The sequence below is a fragment of the Streptococcus sp. oral taxon 071 str. 73H25AP genome, assembly GCF_000146755.1.
Taxonomy (GTDB): Bacteria; Bacillota; Bacilli; order Lactobacillales; family Streptococcaceae; genus Streptococcus; species Streptococcus oralis_T.
Genome location: NZ_GL397254.1, coordinates 1586752 through 1606624 on the forward strand (window position 1 = coordinate 1586752; position 19873 = coordinate 1606624).

At 42.7% G+C, this 19873-nt stretch carries 20 protein-coding genes and 1 riboswitch; of the genes, 5 read left to right on the forward strand and 15 right to left on the reverse strand.

Going from position 1 to position 19873, the window contains the following annotated elements; translation table 11 throughout:
* From HMPREF9189_RS09955 to uvrA, 12 genes are all read right to left on the reverse strand, one after another.
* On the reverse strand, window positions 1-1269 hold the full coding sequence (locus tag HMPREF9189_RS09955; protein WP_001226467.1) for a glycosyltransferase: 1269 nt from the start codon (window positions 1267-1269) through the stop codon (window positions 1-3).
* A gap of 104 nt (window positions 1270-1373) precedes the next feature.
* Window positions 1374-2525: an iron-containing alcohol dehydrogenase gene (locus HMPREF9189_RS09960; protein ID WP_000190435.1), complete on the reverse strand. Its 1152-nt coding sequence runs from the start codon at window positions 2523-2525 to the stop codon at window positions 1374-1376.
* A 184-nt stretch (window positions 2526-2709) separates the two neighbouring features.
* Window positions 2710-3168: an SP_0198 family lipoprotein gene (locus HMPREF9189_RS09965; RefSeq protein ID WP_000853134.1), complete on the reverse strand. Its 459-nt coding sequence runs from the start codon at window positions 3166-3168 to the stop codon at window positions 2710-2712.
* A gap of 87 nt (window positions 3169-3255) precedes the next feature.
* On the reverse strand, window positions 3256-4506 hold the full coding sequence (locus HMPREF9189_RS09970) for a folylpolyglutamate synthase/dihydrofolate synthase family protein (protein WP_000461522.1): 1251 nt from the start codon (window positions 4504-4506) through the stop codon (window positions 3256-3258).
* Window positions 4507-4766: 260 nt separating this feature from the next.
* Window positions 4767-5072 (reverse strand): DUF1292 domain-containing protein, encoded by a 306-nt coding sequence (locus HMPREF9189_RS09975; protein WP_000017624.1) that lies wholly within the window; start codon window positions 5070-5072, stop codon window positions 4767-4769.
* Between the two features lie 15 nt (window positions 5073-5087).
* Window positions 5088-5507, reverse strand: coding sequence for a Holliday junction resolvase RuvX (gene ruvX / locus HMPREF9189_RS09980; protein ID WP_002876031.1), 420 nt, complete (start codon window positions 5505-5507; stop codon window positions 5088-5090).
* A 3-nt stretch (window positions 5508-5510) separates the two neighbouring features.
* A complete protein-coding gene (locus HMPREF9189_RS09985) occupies window positions 5511-5777 on the reverse strand; it encodes an IreB family regulatory phosphoprotein (RefSeq protein ID WP_000507060.1) in 267 nt (88 codons plus the stop codon).
* Window positions 5778-5863: 86 nt separating this feature from the next.
* Window positions 5864-6433 carry an SP0191 family lipoprotein gene (locus HMPREF9189_RS09990; RefSeq protein ID WP_000734691.1) on the reverse strand — a complete coding sequence of 190 codons (570 nt, stop codon included), beginning with the start codon at window positions 6431-6433 and terminating at the stop codon, window positions 5864-5866.
* A 66-nt stretch (window positions 6434-6499) separates the two neighbouring features.
* Window positions 6500-6898, reverse strand: coding sequence for a transcriptional regulator Spx (gene spx, locus HMPREF9189_RS09995; RefSeq protein WP_000591165.1), 399 nt, complete (start codon window positions 6896-6898; stop codon window positions 6500-6502).
* A gap of 134 nt (window positions 6899-7032) precedes the next feature.
* Complete coding sequence (gene mgtA, locus HMPREF9189_RS10000; RefSeq protein WP_000858869.1) at window positions 7033-9693, reverse strand: magnesium-translocating P-type ATPase; 2661 nt, start codon at window positions 9691-9693, stop codon at window positions 7033-7035.
* A gap of 191 nt (window positions 9694-9884) precedes the next feature.
* A riboswitch (M-box (ykoK) riboswitch) is annotated at window positions 9885-10038 on the reverse strand.
* Between the two features lie 53 nt (window positions 10039-10091).
* Window positions 10092-11153: a Xaa-Pro peptidase family protein gene (locus HMPREF9189_RS10005; protein WP_001042867.1), complete on the reverse strand. Its 1062-nt coding sequence runs from the start codon at window positions 11151-11153 to the stop codon at window positions 10092-10094.
* On the reverse strand, window positions 11146-13977 hold the full coding sequence (gene uvrA / locus HMPREF9189_RS10010; protein WP_001152886.1) for an excinuclease ABC subunit UvrA: 2832 nt from the start codon (window positions 13975-13977) through the stop codon (window positions 11146-11148). Before uvrA ends, HMPREF9189_RS10005 begins: the two co-directional genes overlap by 8 nt.
* A 136-nt stretch (window positions 13978-14113) precedes the next feature.
* On the opposite strand from uvrA, the gene HMPREF9189_RS10015 reads away from it, so the two are divergent.
* The 4 genes from HMPREF9189_RS10015 (at window position 14114) to HMPREF9189_RS10030 (ending at window position 17316) form a co-directional block, all read left to right on the forward strand.
* Complete coding sequence (locus HMPREF9189_RS10015) at window positions 14114-15058, forward strand: magnesium transporter CorA family protein (RefSeq protein ID WP_000815624.1); 945 nt, start codon at window positions 14114-14116, stop codon at window positions 15056-15058.
* Between the two features lie 11 nt (window positions 15059-15069).
* Window positions 15070-15747 carry a DUF1129 domain-containing protein gene (locus tag HMPREF9189_RS10020; RefSeq protein WP_000078001.1) on the forward strand — a complete coding sequence of 226 codons (678 nt, stop codon included), beginning with the start codon at window positions 15070-15072 and terminating at the stop codon, window positions 15745-15747.
* A 15-nt stretch (window positions 15748-15762) separates the two neighbouring features.
* Window positions 15763-16110: a TfoX/Sxy family protein gene (locus HMPREF9189_RS10025; protein ID WP_000951366.1), complete on the forward strand. Its 348-nt coding sequence runs from the start codon at window positions 15763-15765 to the stop codon at window positions 16108-16110.
* Between the two features lie 168 nt (window positions 16111-16278).
* Complete coding sequence (locus HMPREF9189_RS10030; protein ID WP_000255136.1) at window positions 16279-17316, forward strand: S66 peptidase family protein; 1038 nt, start codon at window positions 16279-16281, stop codon at window positions 17314-17316.
* Window positions 17317-17358: 42 nt separating this feature from the next.
* Here the strand turns inward: HMPREF9189_RS10030 and HMPREF9189_RS10035 are convergent, their stop codons facing one another.
* Genes HMPREF9189_RS10035 through ruvA form a run of 3 tightly spaced genes read right to left on the reverse strand, consistent with a single transcriptional unit; the run spans window position 17359 to window position 19197 of the window.
* Window positions 17359-18033 (reverse strand): CPBP family intramembrane glutamic endopeptidase, encoded by a 675-nt coding sequence (locus HMPREF9189_RS10035; protein ID WP_025168530.1) that lies wholly within the window; start codon window positions 18031-18033, stop codon window positions 17359-17361.
* Window positions 18034-18594, reverse strand: a complete 561-nt coding sequence (locus HMPREF9189_RS10040; RefSeq protein ID WP_000918094.1) for a DNA-3-methyladenine glycosylase I — start codon at window positions 18592-18594, stop codon at window positions 18034-18036. It lies immediately after the preceding gene.
* Window positions 18595-18603: 9 nt separating this feature from the next.
* Window positions 18604-19197, reverse strand: coding sequence for a Holliday junction branch migration protein RuvA (ruvA, locus tag HMPREF9189_RS10045; protein ID WP_000273407.1), 594 nt, complete (start codon window positions 19195-19197; stop codon window positions 18604-18606).
* Between the two features lie 161 nt (window positions 19198-19358).
* On the opposite strand from ruvA, the gene HMPREF9189_RS10050 reads away from it, so the two are divergent.
* Window positions 19359-19856 carry a helix-turn-helix domain-containing protein gene (locus tag HMPREF9189_RS10050; RefSeq protein ID WP_025168531.1) on the forward strand — a complete coding sequence of 166 codons (498 nt, stop codon included), beginning with the start codon at window positions 19359-19361 and terminating at the stop codon, window positions 19854-19856.
* The last annotated feature ends 17 nt before the right edge of the window (window positions 19857-19873 follow it).

Sequence of the window (19873 nt, forward strand, 5' to 3'; positions counted from 1 at the left end):
TTACTTCTCCTTGTCCCCTAAGAGTCGATGTATTTCGCTCTTCAGAATCTCTGTTGGCTGATAGATTTGAGCTGCGCGACTGAGTTTGTTCAAGTCTGACCAATCATCTCTATCCAACAACTCATCAAAAGCGCGTCCAATCGCTTCTGTATCCTCTCGTTTAGCAGTCAGGGCAATCCCTGCCTCTAGGCCACGAACCGCATAGTCATACTGATCATAGTCATGGGGGAGAATCAAGGCAGGCTTGCCATAGATGATACATTGGTAAAAAATGCCCGCACCGCCATGATGAATCACATAGTCCATCTGGGGAATGTATTCCTTATAGGGAAGATAAGATACCACAGAAACATTGTCCATGAGCTCCTCACATCGGAAGTCTTGTCCACCAAACCCCAGAGTCACAAAGAAGTGGCAATCTGGATGTACTTCTGCCAATTGTTGTGTCTGATAGAGGAGATTGTCTTTGGCCCATGCTAGCTGAGTGCCGCAGGATACAAGGATCTTCTTATAACCTGCATAAGGAGACAAATCGAGGGGATAATTTTCTGCCCTCTCAATCGAAGAGCCAAAAGGTCCCACCCAAAGATAGTGCTCTGGAAAACCACTTTTCAGCTCCAACTCTTTCATCCCAATTCCCAAGACGGAATAGGGTGAATAAATGGTTTCCTGATTCTTCTGATTGTAGAGTTTAAAATTGTAACGTTTCAATCGTTCTCTCAATAAAAAGCTTACGATTCGTTTCCCTAAACGAGTTCCTTTTCTTCCTAACCATTGCTGAGCAGATTGGAAAGATGTTTTTGGACTGCCCATTCCTCCAAAGAAACAAGGCGGTCCATCTGTCGTTTCAATGGCAAACTGTGTCGCCATCGTGGTAATCCAGGGAATATTCAACTGTTCCGCTACAAGTCCTCCAGAGAGGGTTATAAAGTCCGCAATCACAATATCCGGTCTATTTTTCTGCCACTCTTGCACTAATTGATCTGAAACCACATTTATCAAATCAAGACTAGCTGACAACTGTCGATAAGCAGAAATAAGGTTTAATTGCCTTTCATTGTTGGCTACACGTTCAAACTCATCTACACAATTTTCTAAAATGGGAATCACCTGGAATCCCATCTCCTCTGCAACAACTTTTCGTTGCGGTCCTGTAAATAATCGAATCTCATACAAGGGATCATTCAACAAGGGTGCGAGTAGATTCAGGGTTGGGAAGAGATGCCCACTTAAGGGTACTACAACCACATCAATTTTGATTTTTCTCATATGTCTAGGATAGCAAATTTTTAAAAAAAGAACTACCAAAATGATAGTTCTTTCCAATATTATTTATATTTTTGGGAATACGTCGCTTCCACTCTACTTAATCTTTAGAAGAGTTCTTTATAAAGAGCAATGGTCTCTTCTAAAGTCGGCATAAATGGATTTCCAGGTGCACAGGCATCAATCAAAGCATTCTTAGAAAGGTAGTCAAAGTCAAAGTCCTTCTCTTCGATACCAAGTTCAGTGAGTTTCTTCGGAATGCCTACTGTTTCAGACAATTTTTCAATCTCAGCGATAGCGTAGGCTGCGCATTCTTCATCAGTTTTCCCTTCAACATGAAGCCCCAAGGCTTTAGCTACATTGCGGAAAGCTTCTGGTACGCGTTTAGCATTTTCACGTTCTACAACTGGGAGCAGCATGGCACAGCAGACGCCATGTGGCAAGTTATAAACTGCACCTAGTTGGTGAGCCATAGAGTGAACATAGCCCAAACCAGCATTGTTAAAGCTCATACCACCGAGGAAGATGGCATTGACCATCGCCTCACGCGCTTCAATATCATGGCCATTTGCTACGGCACGAGGGAGGTACTCCTTGATGAGTTCAATCGCTCCGATAGAGAGTTTCTTGGTCACATTATAAGCACCCGGTGTGACCAAGGCTTCAACAGCGTGGGTAAGAGCATCCATACCTGTCGCCGCTGTCAATCCTTTCGGTTTTGAAAGCATAAGTTCTGGATCATTGACTGAGATGAGGGCGAGGCTGTTCTTATCAACCATTACCATCTTGACCTTGCGTTCTTCGTCAGTAATGACATAGTTAATGGTGATTTCTGCTGAAGTTCCAGCTGTTGTATTGATCGCAACCACTGGCATCCCTTTTTTAGCAGACTTGTGAAGACCTTCGTAGTCCTGTGGTTTTCCACCATTTGTAGCGATGATAGAGATACAGCTAGCTGCATCCTGAGGAGATCCTCCTCCAAGACTGATGATAAAGTCACATCCATGCTCTTTCAGGGCAACCACTCCGTCTGTGACATTCTTGCAAGTCGGATTTGGCTCCACATCGCTAAAGATCACATATTCGATCCCTTCAGCATCTAGTGGTCTTAGGACCTTAGGTAAAATATCGCTACCTTCAAGAAACCTATCTGTCACCAAAAGGGCCTTCTTATATCCCAGTTCCTTGATATACGGACCTACTTCATTTACAACACCTTTACCGATAAGGTTAACTGATGGAACGTAAAATGTAGCCATATGCTTTTCCTCCTGCGCCTCTGCGCTATTTGATTATTTACTATAAGTATACGACCTTATAAGAAGTTTTACAAATATTTGTAAGCGTTTTAAGTAAAAAGTTAGTAAAGAACAGCCAGCCACTTTTTCAAGAAAAAAACTCCAAAAAGATAGCTTTCATCTCATTGGAACTTTTACTTAATCATTATTGCTTCGTTAAGACTACTCGGTCAGATGCCTCTCGGTCCATATCATCGATAATCAATTGATTACCATTAACCGCGTAAATTTTAACATCATCTCCGATAATGACTCGTTGATTTTCTGGCTCAAAGCTAACTTGCTGGATTTCCTTATCTCCATCTGGTTCGACCTCAGTCCATGTACCAGTTTTACCTGTTACAACAAGAGTAATCTGGTCATTCTCATCTTTTCCAGTATAGGTACCATCAATATTAGTCGGTTGAGCTGCCGCAGCGGTGTCCTGGCTTGAGGACGCCTGTGGTTGACTAGCACTGGTAGCCGCACTAGAAGATGATTCTTGTTGAGTAGATGATTGTTGAGCAGATGGCTGGGTAGATTCTTGTTCCTTAGGCCCACAAGCTGCTAAAAGACTAAGAATTGCTAAAGAAGCAATAGAAAGTGTGAATGTTTTCGTTTTCATAGCGACTTCCTTTCTTTTGTGCTAATGTATTTCTGAAATCGTTTTCGAGTTTTCCTATCCCCAGTATAGCAACTTAAGTCTAGAAGGTCAACTAATCTCATGATCTCCCACCAAACCCGCTCGTACTTCCGAGATAAAATAGAGAGAGCCCGTCACAAAAAGCAAGTCCTGATTGTTGGCATTTTCTTCAAATTCGCTGATAAAATCACGATAAGAGTCAACCAGTTTATAACCAGAAACATCGCTTTCTTCTAGAGATCCTTGGTAGTCAAAGCCTGTTACCTTAAGTTCCACCTGAGGCAACTGCTCTGTTAGATAGGCTAACATCCCTTGGTAATCCTTGCGCTTAAGAGCGCCAAAAAGGACATGAGCCTGGTATCCTTGCTGGATTTTCCCTTGGATAAACTCGACCAAACGAGTTAAAGCTGGAAGATTGTGAGCCCCATCTAGGTAGATTTTCGGACGAATCCGTTCCAATCGACCTGCCCAATGTGTCTCCTTCAAAGCCTGTCTGACAAGCTCTTCTTCGACACCTTCCTCTCTTGACGCCATAAACAGAAGAAAAGTTTCTAAAGCCAAGGCGGCATTTTCTTGCTGATAAGCACCTTCCAACCCGATTTCAAGCTGGGAAAATCTTGCTAGGCTACTTGAAAAATCTCCTGCATTCAAGGTGAAGTCTTGCCCAGCTTGATAAAAGCCTACATCTAACTCTCTCGCTTTACTTTGGCAGACAAGCTCTGCTTCTGGAGAAAGCTTAGCAATGACCGCCTTCTTGCCAGACTTGAAAATACCAGCTTTCTGATCTGCTATTTCCTCCAGACTATCGCCCAAAGTCTCCTGATGATCTAGACCAATCGAAGTAATAACTGCAATCTCGCCTGTTACGACATTAGTCGTGTCAAGCAAACCACCAATCCCCACTTCTAGCAGAACTAGATCCACTTCCTGCTCTTTAAAGTAAAGCAAGGCAATCAGGGTCAACAACTCAAAGAAAGACAAGTGGTCATGTGTTTCTAAAAGAGTTTTCTCCATCTCTTTGACTCGGTTAGCTATACGGATAAAGTCTTCATCTGCAATCGGTAGCCCATTGATACAGATTCGATCATGGATACTAATGATATGAGGAGAGGTAAAAGTACCAACTTTTTTACCATGGACGACAAACAACTCCCTCATAAAGGCAATAGTTGACCCTTTACCGTTAGTCCCTGTTACGTGGATAATGGGATAAGTCTTCTCAGGATTCCCCAACAAATCCACTGCTCGCTGCATTCGTCCAAGACCAGATCTAAAGTTTAAACCAATCCGACTATGAAGCCATTCTTCTATTTCAAACATACATGTCTCCTTAACAAAAGTCCAATCAACTACCGCATCAAAGTATGATTACAAATAAAAAGCGAGGCCGGGACAACAATCCCGACCTCTTACCTGGTTAAGCTAATCACTAGCTACTATAAATTTCAACGTGGGGTAAAAATATCCCCTGGACGTTCCAACTCTCTCCAATTTCTGGGAGTTAGGCTAAAAACATCCCCCGGACGTTCCTGCTTTTTCTTATTTCTAGAAGCAGGGCTGATACAGTCTCCCAGACTGTATCACTCCTCCATAAAGCTGTTGAAGACTTCTTCAATCATGTTCCATTCGTCTTCTGAGTCTTCTGGGATTGGTTGCAATTCACCTTCTGTTCCATCTTCATTTTCGATGAATGAGTAGGCTTGGATTTCAACTTCACCATTTTCATCTTCTTCTGCGTTAACTGGCACTAGAAGAACATAGTTTTTACCAAATTCTTCTTTCCCGTCGATGGTCAAAAGAATTTCAAACAAGGTTTCATTTCCTTGCTCATCTACTAGTGTAATCAATTCACGTTCTTCGTGGTCATGGTTGTGATCGTGTGACATAGTTTCTCCTCTGTCTTAAAATTTTCTATCTAAATAATTTTGCAAAATTAGCTGAGCAGCCAACTTATCAATAACTTTCTTGCGCTTGTTGCGGCTAATATCTGCTTGTTCAATCAACATACGCTCCGCAGCGACCGTTGTCAAACGCTCATCCTGATAGTCTACTGGTAAACCAAAGAGTTCTTCTAGCTTGGCACCATAGGCTTGACTGGCTTCTACTCGCGGACCGCTGGTATTGTTCATGTTTTTAGGCAGACCTACTACAAAGCGTTCCACCTTATAGCTGTCAACCAATTCCTTGATACGGTCAAAACCGAACTGGCCCTGATCCTCATTGATCTGGATGATTTCAAGGCCTTGAGCAGTGAAGCCTAGGGGATCGCTAATGGCAACACCCACTGTTTTTGAACCGACGTCCAATCCCATAATTCTCATAGATTATAGATCGACTCCTTGTCCTTTAAGGTAGTAGCGTACCAATTCTTCAACAATTTCATCGCGCTCATACTTACGGATTTGATTTCGTGCATTGTTGTAACGAGGAACATAGGCAGGGTCTCCACTCAATACATAACCGACGATTTGATTTATCGGATTATAACCCTTTTCATTCAAAGAAGCATAGACATCTGTCAACGTCTCGCTAATCTCTTTCTTATTGGAATCATCCAATTTAAACCGTACAGTTTCTTCAGTAAATCCCATTCTAACACCCTCTTTCCTTAGAATAGTACTATTATAGCACATTCCCTGACGTTCTACAAATAAGTCAGTCTATTAATTTGGATTTTCTATTGTTCTGTCGCTCCATTTGCCACTCTATCTGCAATATATTGGCTAGGTTCGTTTTTTAAGAGATTTTCAAGACCGATATTTTTTAAATATTCTATCTGAGATGCCTTTTTGATATCCAATACTTGAAAATCATAAGTCGTTGTAGTCTGGATTTCTGTCTCGCTGAGTAGCTTTGTTTCCAGTGTAAATCCTGCCAGTTTGCGCGCCTCTTGGATGGTCTCATCCTTCTCTTCAGCTTCTTGAAGTGCTTTTTGCGTCTCCTCTAGGCCATTTTCAGAGATAAAGTTCTTGAGTTCATCCCCGACAGGTCGTTTTTGCTGGATGGTCAAGGTTAAAAACTGATTGCCTTTATAAGTAATCGTTTGAGTCTGTTGCGTCCCATTTTCCGACTTCGGCATCAACAGAGTCTTAGTGATAACCGTATTCTTTTCAGCATTGTCCAAAACGGGAAGGTTTGATTGGATGGGGTCAGATGCTGTTGTAGAAGCAGCAGAGGTTTCCTTTTTTTGCCCACATCCTGCAAGCAAAAAGAGGAGAGCAAAACTAGCAATTAGTAACTTTTTCATAATTCCTCACATGATTTTGAAATAAAAGAGAAAACAAGGCCAAGAGTCACTCCCAGCCTTGATGTTTTATAGAGCTGCACGTAGACGTGCTTCTGCATTTTCTACATTACGGACAGAGCGTGGCAAGAAGGCACGGATATCATCTTCTTTATAGCCGACTTGCAGGCGCTTCTCATCAACGAGAATCGGACTCTTTAAGATCCGTGGTGTTTCCATGATTAAGTTGAGCACTTCATTGACACTCAAATCCTCGATGTCAACTCCAAGTGCCTTAGCGTAGCGGTTTTTTGATGAAACGATACTGGCAATTCCATTATCTGTTTTCGTGAGAATATCTAATAACTCTTCTCTTGTAATTCCTTCTTTACCGAGATTTTGTTCTTTATAACTTAACTGGTGGGCATTGAGCCAGGTTTTCGCTTTTTTACAGCTAGTACAACTTGAGACTGTATAAATTTTGATCATGTACCTACCCCTTTCGCTACATGTTACTATCAGTTTAGTCTATTATACCATAAAAAACATCCGACTTGCGACCTATTTTTAAAAAAATTTAACTTTTTTCGCGATTTCCGTACTTTTTTCTTGACAAAATCAATTTATAACCAACTTCTAAATTTTTTGATATAGATTCGTTTCACAACTGTGACACTTATCATATAAAGAATAATTATCAAAAGCAAAAAGAGGAAATAAATTGGTTTCAAAGGGGTTAAATGAAGCAGGTTAGCAATTGAAGAGTAGGGAAGGAAGGTCACAAAACTAGCTGCTAGCAAGGTTGTCCCAAGAACCAACCATGATGGCCGACTTTGTAAGAAAGGAAGTTTTGCTGAACGAAGCATATGGATGACCATGGTTTGGGACCACATGGATTCAATGAACCAACCTGTCTGGAACAAGATGATAAAGCCCCTTGCAGACTCTGTTCCGTGAGCATAGGCTTGACCTGTCGCCATTGGGACAATGACAAAATAGAGCAAGATAAAGGTTAAAATATCAAAAGCAGACGAAATCGGACCCATCCAAATCATAAAGCGAGTAATAGACTTAGCTTCCCACTTATGAGGATGTTTCAAAAAGTCTTCATCCACATTATCAAATGGCAAGGCAATGCAAGAAAGGTCGTAGACTAGGTTTAACACAATCAAGTGAATCGGAGCCATAGGAAGGAAAGGTAAAAAGATACCAGACACTAACAGAGAGAAAATGTTCCCGAAATTAGAGCTGACCGTCATCTTGATATATTTGGTCATATTAGCATAGACTTTGCGTCCTTCAACCAGCCCTTTTTCAAGCACCATCAAATCCTTATCTAGCAAAATAACATCGGCAGTCTCTTTGGCAATATCTACTGCTGTATCAACAGAAATCCCCACATCGGCTACTTTCATAGAAGGGGCATCGTTGATTCCATCTCCCATATAACCGACACAATGTCCATTGGATTTGATTTGTAAAATGATTCGTGCTTTTTGATCCGGAGAGAGTTTGGCAAAGACAGTCACCTTCTCAACTGCTTGGGCCAACTCTTCGTCCGTCATGGCGTCAATATCAGAACCCAACAAGATTTGATCAACGTCTAGACCAACTTTTTCGCAAACTGCTTGGGTTACCTTCTCATTGTCCCCCGTCAAGATCTTAGTTTGAACACCATATTCTAATAAAGCTTGGATAGCAGGGGCAGCAGATGGTTTTGGTGGATCTAGAAAGGCAAGATATCCTGTTAGAATCATCTCTTTTTCATCTTCAACTGAGTAAGCAAAACCTTCTTTTAGACCTGTTTTATAAGCGACTCCCAAGACTCGCAATCCCTGTTGATTGAGTTGGTCCACTTCTTTTAAGATTTCCACTCGGATATCATCCGTCAGAGGGCTAATCTGACCTTGATATTCCACATGGGTTGAAATCGCAAGCATTTCTTCTAAGGCTCCCTTGGTCACCATACTGACAGTCCCCTCATCATCTTTTACAATGACGCTCATCCGTCTACGTTCAAAGTCAAAGGGAAGTTCATCAATTTTTTGAAATGTTTGATCTAGATTTTGTAGAAGGCTGTGTTCTTTCGCTTCTTTTTCTGTCCGTTTGATAATAGCTCGGTCCATCAGATTCTTTAAACCTGTTTGGAAATAAGAATTTAGATAAGCTCTACGTAAGACAGTAAGGTCCAAATCTCCATGGATATCCAAAGGATATTCCAACACAATCTCGTCCTGAGTTAAAGTCCCTGTTTTATCTGTACATAAGATATCGATGGCACCTAAGTCCTGTATAGCATTGAGTTTTTTAATCACGACCTTTTCTTTAGCCATGATGATGGAACCTTTTGCTAGACTAGCTGTAATGATCATTGGCAACATTTCTGGTGTAAGACCCACACCAACACTAAGTGCAAAGACACCTGCTTCCAACCAGTCACCGTCTGTCAAACCATTGGCGAAAAATACAATGGGAACCATGACCAGCATTAATCGAATGAGCAACCATGAAACGGTGTTCATTTCACGTTCAAAAGAAGTTGGTTCATCATAGGTATTCAGAGTCTGTTCAATAGCTCCCATCATAGTATGATCACCAACTGCCAAAACCATCGCTTTTGCACTACCCGATATGACATTTGTTCCCATAAAAGCGAGGGATTCAGATGCTAGCAAACTATCCAATGAGGGTTGTTCCACTTTTTCTAAAGCAATTTTTTCGACCGCATCACTTTCTCCAGTCAAACCTGACTGTTGAACAAAAAAGTCGCGTGATTCAAATAAGACGACATCTGCAGGAATCATGTCCCCTGCACTTAATTTCACAATATCTCCTACAACTAATTCGTCGATTGGCAACTCTTGTTCAAGACTATCGCGAATAACCGTAGCTGTATTCACAATCATTTTTGAAAGATTGGTCGCAGCTTTATCGCTTCGCAGTTCTTGGACAAATCGAATGCCACCAGAAATGAGGACTAGGACAACGATAATGATAGATGTCGTTGGATCCTCTTGACCAGGTTTGGCAAGCCAGACGTTTGTAACGAGAGAAATGAAGGCAATCACAAGCAAAATAATTGTGAATGGATTGATGATAGACTCGTAAATCTTTTTAATGATTGAATCCTCTTGACCCTTGGTGATAGTATTTTCTCCATAAAGGTCACGATTTTTCTCCACCTGCTCCTCAGTCAAGCCTGTTAGACTTGTCTTATAAAAAGATAGAGTTTCGTTTAAAGGTGTGTGAATAGCTGTTGTTAATCTTTCTTTTGTAGTTTTCATTGGTTTCTCCTATCTGTATGAATGGCGATTTCACACACAGGGACCAATCACTTTATGAGGGTAGAACGACACAAATCAGCGATTGGCTGTGTATGTGCGGTTCTGGATGATCGTCAATTTGCATCGTTTGTCTCCTTTCTTTGTTCTAAAACAGCAGAAAGTCCTACCATAAAATGGTAGGACTAAAAACTCATTATCTGTTTTCGTTCAAGCTTTAACTCCATAGGGCAATGTAATGAGCTTAGTCTTGACCTTCGCGATCAGGACTGTTGACCAACGAGTAGTGTCTCCACTGCTTTGCGGTAGTCATCCGTATCCCTATGGTAGCCTCACCTACCGTTTTCGCCTATCAGTATAAACCTTTCAATAGTAAAAGTCAATGATTTATCTCATTTTTCTTAGATAACAATCAATTCCTTTAGAGCTAGGGTCAACAATTCGCACCCGTTATCTGTAATTAAGATATCATCTTCAATACGAACGCCGTATTTCCCTTCGATATAGATACCTGGCTCATCTGTCAAAGTCATTCCTGCTTGAATGCTCTCAGTAGAAGTTTGGCTAAAGTAGGGTTCCTCATGGATATCGAGACCGATACCATGTCCAATACCGTGGGTAAAGTAGTCACCATAGCCCGCTTCTACGATAATATCACGAGGGATTTTGTCAAAGTCTCGGAATCCTAGCCCAGCCTTAGCCTGGTCGATCAGAGCCTGGTTAGCCTTCAAAACAGTGTTGTAGATTTCTGCTTGTTCGTCACTGACATGCCCCAGATAGATAGTCCGTGTCATATCGCTGACATAATGGTCATAGAGACACCCGAAGTCCATGGTTATGGCCTCTCCCAGCTCTACTGGTTTATGCATGGGATGGGCATGAGGTTTAGAAGAGTTGATGCCACTTGCTAGAATCGTATCAAAAGACAAGCCTGCTGCTCCTAGCTCACGCATGCGGAAATCAAGGAAGTTGGCAATTTCAATCTCTGTCTTACCAGGCTTGATAAATTCAAGGGCATCGTGGAAAGCTTGATCTGAGATTGAACAAGCCTTGCGAATAGTCGCAATCTCTGCCTCATCCTTAATCATTCGAAGAGCTTCAACAAACTGAGTCTGTGGAACTAGTTCCAAACCTTCAAAAGTCCCCTGCATACGGTGGTAGTAAGAAACTGAAATTTCATCTTCAAAACCGATCCGAGAAAGGCCCATGTCTTTTGCAATCTTTGCAATAACAGCCAACTCATCGCGGTCAGCCACAATCTCAAAATCTGTTACTTCTTGCTTAGCTGCAATGATATAGCGAGAGTCTGTCACCAAGACCTGACGGTCACGGCTGATGAAGACTGTTCCATTCGAACCCCAAAATCCTGTCAAATAGTAGACATTTTTAAGGTTGTTGATGATGATTCCATCTAGTTCTTTTTCTTGCATTTTAGCTAGAAATGCTTGTACACGTTTATTCATGATGTAACTTTCCTTTCAAATAGTGTCCTGTGTAGCTGGCTTCATTGGCCGCTACTTCCTCTGGTGTTCCTGTTGCGATGATGGTTCCACCACCGACACCGCCCTCAGGTCCCAAATCAATAATATGGTCTGCCGTCTTGATGACATCCAGATTGTGCTCGATAACGAGGACGGTATTGCCATCGTCAACAAAGCGAGCCAAGACTTTAAGCAAGCGAGCGATGTCCTCTGTATGAAGCCCTGTCGTCGACTCATCCAGAATGTAGAAAGATTTTCCTGTCGAGCGTTTGTGGAGTTCACTAGCCAACTTCATACGCTGGGCTTCTCCCCCAGAAAGGGTGGTAGCCGGTTGCCCTAAGGTCACATAGCCCAGCCCGACATCCTTGATGGTCTGAAGTTTGCGTTGAATCTTGGGAATGTGTTGGAAGAATTCTACCGCATCGTTGACGGTCATATCCAAGACTTGCGAGATGTTCTTTTCCTTGTAGTGAACTTCAAGGGTTTCACTGTTGTAGCGAGTCCCATGGCAAACTTCACAGGCAACATAAACATCTGGCAAGAAGTGCATCTCAATCTTGATGATCCCGTCACCCGAGCAGGCTTCACAACGGCCTCCCTTGACGTTGAAACTGAAACGGCCCTTCTTGTAGCCTCGTATCTTGGCTTCATTTGTCTGGGCAAAGAGGTCACGTATATCGTCAAAAACTCCCGTATAGGTAGCAGGGTTAGATCTTGGAGTCCGTCCAATAGGACTCTGGTCAATGTCAATCAAGCGGTCTACATGCTCAATCCCTGTAATCGTCTTAAACTTACCAGGCTTGTCTGAATTGCGGTTAAGTTTTTGAGCGATGGCTTTTTTGAGAATACTGTTGATTAAGGTCGATTTTCCTGAACCCGATACCCCCGTCACTGCGATGAATTTTCCTAACGGGAAGCGGGCAGTGACATTTTGTAGGTTATTTTCACGCGCTCCTGTCACTTCGATAAAGCGGCCATTTCCTACACGGCGCTCTTCTGGTACTGGAATGGCACGTTTACCTGACAAGTACTGGCCGGTGATAGACTTGCTGTTACGAGCTACCTGCTTTGGCGTCCCTGCAGCGACGATTTCTCCACCAAAAACACCGGCACCGGGACCAACGTCAATCAGATAATCCGCCTCACGCATGGTATCTTCGTCATGTTCCACCACGATAAGGGTATTGCCCAAATCACGCATCTTTTTCAAGCTGGCAATGAGACGGTCATTGTCCCTCTGGTGAAGTCCAATCGACGGCTCATCCAGGATATAAAGAACACCTGATAAGTTGGAACCAATCTGGGTCGCCAAGCGAATACGCTGGCTCTCCCCACCTGAAAGGGTCCCTGCCGAACGAGATAGGGTCAGATAATTGAGTCCAACGTTATTGAGGAAGGTCAAGCGGTCCTTGATTTCCTTGAGAATGGGGCGGGCGATGATCGCTTCGTTTTCAGACAAGGTCAACTGGCCGACCAACTCCAAGTGGTCTGCGATAGACAAGTCTGAAATCTCTCCGATATGGGGTCCTTGCTCGCCACCAACACGAACAGACAAGGCCTGGTCATTGAGACGGTAACCGTGACAAGTTCCGCAGGTCAGTTCATTCATATAGAGACGCATCTGGGTGCGAGTATAGTCACTATTCGTCTCGTGGTAGCGACGTTTGATATTACCAATAACTCCCTCAAAAGGAATGTCAATATCCCGCACACCACCAAATTCATTCTCATAGTGGAAATGGAATTCCTTGCCATCTGAACCATAGAGAATCAAGTCCTTATCCTCTTCTGACAGGTCCTCAAAAGGCGTGTCCATATCCACACCAAAGGCTGTCATGGCTTGTTCCAGCATGTTCGGATAGTAGTTGGATGAGATAGGATTCCAAGGTGCTAGCGCCCCCTCACGTAGCGTTTTGCTGGAATCTGGCACCACTAGGTCGATATCCACCTCCAGCTTGATTCCCAAACCATCACACTCACTACAAGAACCAAAAGGAGCATTGAAGGAGAAGAGGCGAGGCTCTAACTCTGGTACGGTAAAACCACAAACTGGACAGGCATAGTGCTCAGAGAAGAGCAACTCAGAATCGTCCATAGTATCAATAATGACATAACCTTCTGCGATACGAAGGGCAGCCTCAATGGAATCAAAGAGACGGCTACGGATACCCTCCTTGATGACAATACGATCAACCACGACATCAATATTGTGTTGCTTGCTCTTGGATAGCTCTGGTACTTCGGTCACATCATAGACCTCCCCATCCACTCGGACGCGGACATAACCATCTTTCTGAATCTTTTCAATGACACTCTTATGTTGCCCTTTTTTCTTACGAATGACAGGGGCCAAGATTTGTAAGCGTTGGCGTTCAGGCAACTCCAAGACCTGATCGACGATTTGCTCCACAGAAGAAGCTTTGATAGCCCCGTGTCCGTTGATACAGTAAGGCGTCCCCACACGTGCGTAGAGGAGACGCAGATAGTCATTGATTTCAGTCGTTGTCCCGACGGTCGAACGAGGATTTTTACTGGTCGTTTTTTGGTCAATGGAAATAGCTGGGCTGAGGCCATCAATGGCATCTACATCTGGTTTTTCCATGTTGCCCAAGAACTGACGAGCATAGGCTGATAGACTCTCTACATAGCGACGTTGCCCCTCCGCATAGAGGGTATCGAAAGCTAGGCTGGATTTTCCAGATCCTGACAAGCCCGTTACGACGACCAGCTTGTCTCTTGGAATCTCCACATCGATATTTTTCAAGTTATGGGCACGAGCCCCATGAATGACAATTTTATCTTGCATCTTTGTTCTTTCTAGTCCATTATTGCTTTCCATTATACCAAAAAATGTGAAATTCTATTACCCAAAAAGCTGTTTTTATAGTATAATAGTACGGTGCAAAAAATGAATCACTGAATAGTAGGAAAGGATAGGGGATATGAAACAAGTTTTTCTCTCAACAACAACTGAATTTAAAGAGATTGATACACTCGAACCGGGTACTTGGATCAACCTCGTCAATCCTACACAAAATGAATCACTGGAAATCGCCAACGCCTTCGATATCGACATCACCGACCTCCGAGCACCGCTCGATGCGGAAGAAATGTCCCGTATTACCATCGAAGATGAGTATACTTTGATCATCGTTGACGTTCCCATCACTGAGGAAAGAAACAATCGCACCTACTACGTAACGATTCCGCTAGGGATTATCATCACAGAAGATACCATTATCACTACCTGCTTGGAATCACTACCTGTTCTTGATGTTTTTATCAACCGTAGGCTGCGCAACTTCTACACCTTTATGCGTTCACGCTTTATCTTCCAGCTTCTCTACCGAAATGCAGAGCTTTACCTTACGGCCCTCCGTTCAATCGACCGTAAGAGTGAACAGATCGAAAGTCAACTTCACAAGTCTACTCGAAACGAAGAACTGATCGAACTCATGGAATTGGAAAAGACCATCGTCTATTTCAAAGCCTCACTTAAGACAAACGAGCGCGTGATTAAGAAATTGACCAGCGCAACCAGCAATATCAAAAAATACTTAGAGGACGAAGACCTACTTGAGGATACCCTGATTGAAACCCAACAGGCCATTGAGATGGCAGATATCTATGGAAACGTCCTTCACTCTATGACAGAGACCTTTGCCTCTATCATTTCCAACAACCAGAACAACATCATGAAGACTTTGGCACTTGTGACCATTGTCATGTCGATTCCGACCATGATTTTCTCAGCCTACGGGATGAACTTCAAGGACAATGAAATCCCTCTAAACGGCGAGCCTCACGCCTTCTGGTTAATCGTCTTTATCGCCTTTGCTATGAGTGTCTCGCTCACTCTCTATCTCATCCATAAAAAATGGTTCTAAGAGGAATCCCTATGTCTCAGATTGATTTACAAAAACTAACCAAGAAAAACCAAGAGTTTATCCACATCGCTACCCAACAATTTATCAAAGATGGTAAGACAGACGCTGAAATCAAGGCTGTCTTTGAGGAAGTCATTCCCCAAATCCTTGAAGAGCAAGCCAAAGGAACGACAGCTCGTTCCCTCTACGGGGCCCCAACCCACTGGGCTCATAGTTTCACTGCCAAGGAGCAATACGAAAAAGAGCATCCAAAAGAAAATGACGATCCAAAACTCATGATTATGGACTCAGCCCTTTTCATCACCAGCCTCTTTGCATTGATTAGCGCTCTAACTACCTTCTTCTCTACAGATCAGGCTATTGGCTATGGGGTGATTACCCTCTTGTTGGTTGGACTTGTAGGAGGACTTGCCTTCTACTTGATGTACTACTTTGTCTACCAGTACTATGGACCAGACACAGATCGTAGCCAGCGCCCTCCATTCTGGAAATCAATCCTCGTCATTCTGGCCTCTATGGTCCTTTGGTTGGTTGTCTTCTTTGCAACAAGCTTCCTACCAGCCAACCTCAATCCAGTCCTTGCTCCATTGCCTTTGGCTATCCTGGGGGCTGCCCTTCTCGCTCTTCGCTTCTACCTCAAGAAACGTTTCAATATCCGAAGTGCGAGCGCAGGTCCATCACGTTATTAAGAATAGTGAAAAGCTATGGCACATAGTCAATCTTTAGCTCAGCAGATTCGAAAAATTCTAGCGCTCAAACTCCCTTCCCAAATTTTCGAAGAAGAGCTAGAAGAAAAGAAACTGTTTGGTGGTCTGGCCTTTATGATTCGTGGGAAAATGGTCCTTACAGTCAGTTCCAGAAAGGACGAGTTGGTTATGGTGAGAATTGGCAAAGAAATGGAAAAGCAAGTTCTACCCCGAACAGGAGCTCATACAACATTGATGAGAGGGCGACGTTATCATGGCTATATAGACCTAGACATAGAAGGTCAAAAAGAACTGCCTTACTGGATTGATTTAGCCCTCTCCTATAATCAAGACTTAACCAAGTAACTCATATCTAGTGAGATTAGAAATTAGAAAAACGAAAAGCAACTGCACAGGCGGTTGCTTTTTCACTTGCTTTCTTGAGATCCAATAGCACTTCTGAGTCTCATTCTTGTAGTTTTCTCTCACCTTTTGTGATAAAATAGGCTCAATCTATTTCTAGGAGGGTGAGATATGGTTTCTACTATTGGTATTGTTAGTTTGTCTAGCGGTGTTATCGGAGAGGATTTTGTCAAACACGAAGTCGATTTGGGTGTCCAACGTCTCAAGGATTTGGGACTCAATCCTATCTTTTTGCCCCATTCGCTAAAAGGTTTAGACTTTATCAAGGACCATCCTGAAGCGCGTGCAGAGGATTTGATGCAGGCCTTTTCGGACGATAGCATTGACATGATCCTCTGCGCCATCGGTGGAGATGATACCTATCGTTTGCTACCATACCTTTTTGAAAAGGACCATCTCCAAAAGGTTATCAAACCAAAGATTTTTCTCGGTTTCTCGGATACGACCATGAACCACCTTATGTTACACAAACTAGGGGTCAAGACTTTTTACGGCCAATCATTTCTAGCAGACATTTGTGAATTGGACAAGGAGATGTTGCCCTATAGCTTTCACTACTTTAAAGAACTGATCGAAACAGGAAAAATTTCAGAAATCCGCCCTAGCGACCTTTGGTATGAGGAGCGGACTGATTTTAGTCCCAAGGCCCTGGGAACAGCTCGTGTCAGTCATGTAAATACTGGTTTTGACTTGTTGCAAGGAAGTGCTCAGTTTGAGGGAGAAATTCTCGGCGGTTGTCTTGAATCTCTTTATGATATCTTTGACAACTCTCGATACGCAGACAGCACCGAGCTCTGCCAAAAGTACAAACTCTTCCCTGACTTATCCGACTGGGAAGGAAAGATTCTCTTGCTAGAAACAAGCGAAGAAAAACCTGAGCCGGAAAACTTCAAAAAGATGGTGCAGACTTTGAAAGAAACTGGGGTATTTGAGGTCATCAGTGGACTCTTGGTCGGAAAGCCAATGGATGAAGCCTTCTATGACGACTATAAAGAGGCACTATTGGATATCATTGATAACAATATCCCGATTGTTTGTAATCTGAATGTCGGCCACGCGACACCAAGAGCCATTGTGCCCTTTGGCGTTCACGCCTATGTAGATGCACAGGAGCAAGTCATTCGCTTTGACTATAACAAAAAAAGCTGAGATGAATTTCTCAGCTTTTTCTCTTGTATAACTACTAAAACGTCACATACTACTGATAACTAAACTAATCAAGGAAAGGCTATTGCCTAACATATGAACAACTAGAGGATAATAAATATTCTCTTTTTCTTTCACATAAATAATAGAAAACGCAATGCCTCCACCTAGATAACCGACTGCACTGACCCACTCTGATAAAGCCAAACTGTGCATATGAGTCAGAGCAAAAACAAGTCCTACCAGAAGAATGCTTAGCCAACTTGACAGACGTTTCTGCAAGTGATGTAACAAGAGCTGACGGAAAAAGAGTTCTTCCACAAAAGGTCCGATGACACAAGCAAAAACAGCTATCAGTAATGGTTGTTCTTGAAAGGTGCTTTGAATATTCGACTGGTTTAGACCTTGTCCGACTAGCCCAAAAAACTGCTTCAACATCTCTGATACAAATTCAAAGACAAAAGTCATCAGAAAGAGAAAGATCCAGCCTGTTAAGACGCCAAAGAAGAATTTCCTTTTAGTCTTTCTAATCTCATTCCATTGTTTGATCAATCTATCCTTGCACAAGAAAGAGCCATATAGAGCTAGTACTACATAAACTAGATAATTTGCAATAGCAGATGGCATCAAGAAAGCCATCAATTTAACGCCATCAAATACAAAGAGAACTGTATAGAGAATCGCAAAAATAAGGATTCCCTTATGTTTATTAGACATTATTTATCTCCCCTTCCACTCACAATCATTTTCGTGGTCGTTAATCAGACCTGCTGCTTGTAGAAATGACAAGACTGCAACGGGACCTGTGAACTTGAAGCCTCGTTTTTTGAGATCTTGAGATAACTTTTCAGACAAGGCTGTTTTAGCAGGTGCTAGGTGATAGTCAGGAACATCATTCACGATCGTTTTTCCCTCAACAAAAGACCAGAGATAGGCATCAAAGGAGCCATATGCTTTCTGAACTTGTAAAAATGCTTGGGCATTGGCACGCGTAGCAAAAATCTTGGCACGATTTCGGATGATGGCTGGATTGTCTAACAAGGCTTCCAACTCCCCATCTGTCATTTCCGCGACCGCCTGAATTTGATAGCCATGAAATGTTTCTCGGAAAGCCTGGCGTTTGTTTAGCACCGTTTCCCAAGACAGGCCTGCCTGATAGGTCTCCAAACAAAGCAACTCAAAAAGGGCGCGGTCATCATGAAGGGGCTTTCCCCACTCCTGGTCGTGATAGGCGATGTAGAGCGGATTGGTCATCTTGACCCACGAACAGCGTTTTAGCATACTCTTCTCCTATTTTACCAACATCTTAAGGGCCGACTTGATATAGTTCTCAGCTGTATCCGTCGTTCCTTCAAAGAATTTCTTGATTTTCTTGAGTTCGGTCGCCTTGTATCCCAGTGCCAACATGGCTTCCATAGCTTCTTCCAGTTCTTGGTTTTCATTACTCGCTTGCACAGCGACTTTGGCAGGAAGATCATCACTAGCGACGACTACCTTGCCTTCCAAGTCCAGCACCATCTGCTGGGCTGTTTTCTTGCCAATTTTAGGGAACTTGGTCAAGTAGGTGATGTTCTTAGTCTCGATGGCTTGAACCAGGCCAGCATTGTCATCGGCAGCAATGATTGCAAGAGCTGAAACAGGACCAATCCCTGAGACCGAAATCAGACTGAGGAAGAGTTTTTTCTCATCTTCTGATCGAAAGCCGTAAAGCAGATGGGCATCTTCACGGACAACTTGGTGCACATAAATCTGATTTTCTTGGTTAACCTGACCTGAGTAAGCATAAGGATTGGCTACATGCAAGATATAACCGATACCATTTGCCTCAAGGACGATATATTTAGCAGTGATTTTGGTAATGATTCCTTTAAGATATTCGTACATAGTTTTCCTTTTCTCTTAATTTGCCTATCTAGTATATCATATTTCCCCAAGACAGACTGCAACAAAAGGTGCAACCTCTGGTTGACAAATAGTACAGGAGATTGTATTCTCATTATAAGTAAAAATTGTTAGGATAGAGGTAGAAAAAGGAGGGTAGAATGATGAAACTCGCAGAAAAACTATTTGAACTCAGAAAGGAAAAAGGTTGGTCACAGGAAAAGCTAGCAGAACAAATTAATGTTTCTCGGCAAAGCATCTCCAAATGGGAGTCTGGACAAGTCCTTCCTGAAATCGAAAAAATCATTGAATTAAGCAAGATTTTTCAAGTGACAACTGACTATCTACTGCTGGATGAAAACTCTGAAAAAGGTTCCACAGAAGTGAGCTTGGAGGAAGACAAGGACAAATACTATAAAGAGGTTAAATCCTTTGGTCTCTGGCAAGTGATTTATATTTTCGTTTTGGCTCTGGCTATCTATCTCTTTTTAGCTGGTTCAAGTTTCCCAGCCGAATTCACCGCTTGGATCTGGCTAACCTTCGTTCTCTTAATCGCTTCTGCAGTTGCTATCAACAAGGCTCTCAAAACAAAACAACGTTATCTTGATAAGGTCATTGGCCTTGAGAATCCTTCAGACAAAGACGACTCTACAAAACCTTGAATCACCTAATCCAGTTT

Excerpts from the sequence above, each read along its gene's own strand:
- HMPREF9189_RS09955 (WP_001226467.1), bottom strand. The coding sequence starts at position 1,269 with ATGAGAAAAATCAAAATTGATGTGGTTGTAGTACCCTTAAGTGGGCAT.
- HMPREF9189_RS09960 (WP_000190435.1), bottom strand. The coding sequence starts at position 2,525 with ATGGCTACATTTTACGTTCCATCAGTTAACCTTATCGGTAAAGGTGTT.
- HMPREF9189_RS09965 (WP_000853134.1), bottom strand. The coding sequence starts at position 3,168 with ATGAAAACGAAAACATTCACACTTTCTATTGCTTCTTTAGCAATTCTT.
- HMPREF9189_RS09970 (WP_000461522.1), bottom strand. The coding sequence starts at position 4,506 with ATGTTTGAAATAGAAGAATGGCTTCATAGTCGGATTGGTTTAAACTTT.
- HMPREF9189_RS09975 (WP_000017624.1), bottom strand. The coding sequence starts at position 5,072 with ATGTCACACGATCACAACCATGACCACGAAGAACGTGAATTGATTACA.
- ruvX (WP_002876031.1), bottom strand. The coding sequence starts at position 5,507 with ATGAGAATTATGGGATTGGACGTCGGTTCAAAAACAGTGGGTGTTGCC.
- HMPREF9189_RS09985 (WP_000507060.1), bottom strand. The coding sequence starts at position 5,777 with ATGGGATTTACTGAAGAAACTGTACGGTTTAAATTGGATGATTCCAAT.
- HMPREF9189_RS09990 (WP_000734691.1), bottom strand. The coding sequence starts at position 6,433 with ATGAAAAAGTTACTAATTGCTAGTTTTGCTCTCCTCTTTTTGCTTGCA.
- spx (WP_000591165.1), bottom strand. The coding sequence starts at position 6,898 with ATGATCAAAATTTATACAGTCTCAAGTTGTACTAGCTGTAAAAAAGCG.
- mgtA (WP_000858869.1), bottom strand. The coding sequence starts at position 9,693 with ATGAAAACTACAAAAGAAAGATTAACAACAGCTATTCACACACCTTTA.
- HMPREF9189_RS10005 (WP_001042867.1), bottom strand. The coding sequence starts at position 11,153 with ATGAATAAACGTGTACAAGCATTTCTAGCTAAAATGCAAGAAAAAGAA.
- uvrA (WP_001152886.1), bottom strand. The coding sequence starts at position 13,977 with ATGCAAGATAAAATTGTCATTCATGGGGCTCGTGCCCATAACTTGAAA.
- HMPREF9189_RS10015 (WP_000815624.1), top strand. The coding sequence starts at position 14,114 with ATGAAACAAGTTTTTCTCTCAACAACAACTGAATTTAAAGAGATTGAT.
- HMPREF9189_RS10020 (WP_000078001.1), top strand. The coding sequence starts at position 15,070 with ATGTCTCAGATTGATTTACAAAAACTAACCAAGAAAAACCAAGAGTTT.
- HMPREF9189_RS10025 (WP_000951366.1), top strand. The coding sequence starts at position 15,763 with ATGGCACATAGTCAATCTTTAGCTCAGCAGATTCGAAAAATTCTAGCG.
- HMPREF9189_RS10030 (WP_000255136.1), top strand. The coding sequence starts at position 16,279 with ATGGTTTCTACTATTGGTATTGTTAGTTTGTCTAGCGGTGTTATCGGA.
- HMPREF9189_RS10040 (WP_000918094.1), bottom strand. The coding sequence starts at position 18,594 with ATGCTAAAACGCTGTTCGTGGGTCAAGATGACCAATCCGCTCTACATC.
- ruvA (WP_000273407.1), bottom strand. The coding sequence starts at position 19,197 with ATGTACGAATATCTTAAAGGAATCATTACCAAAATCACTGCTAAATAT.
- HMPREF9189_RS10050 (WP_025168531.1), top strand. The coding sequence starts at position 19,359 with ATGAAACTCGCAGAAAAACTATTTGAACTCAGAAAGGAAAAAGGTTGG.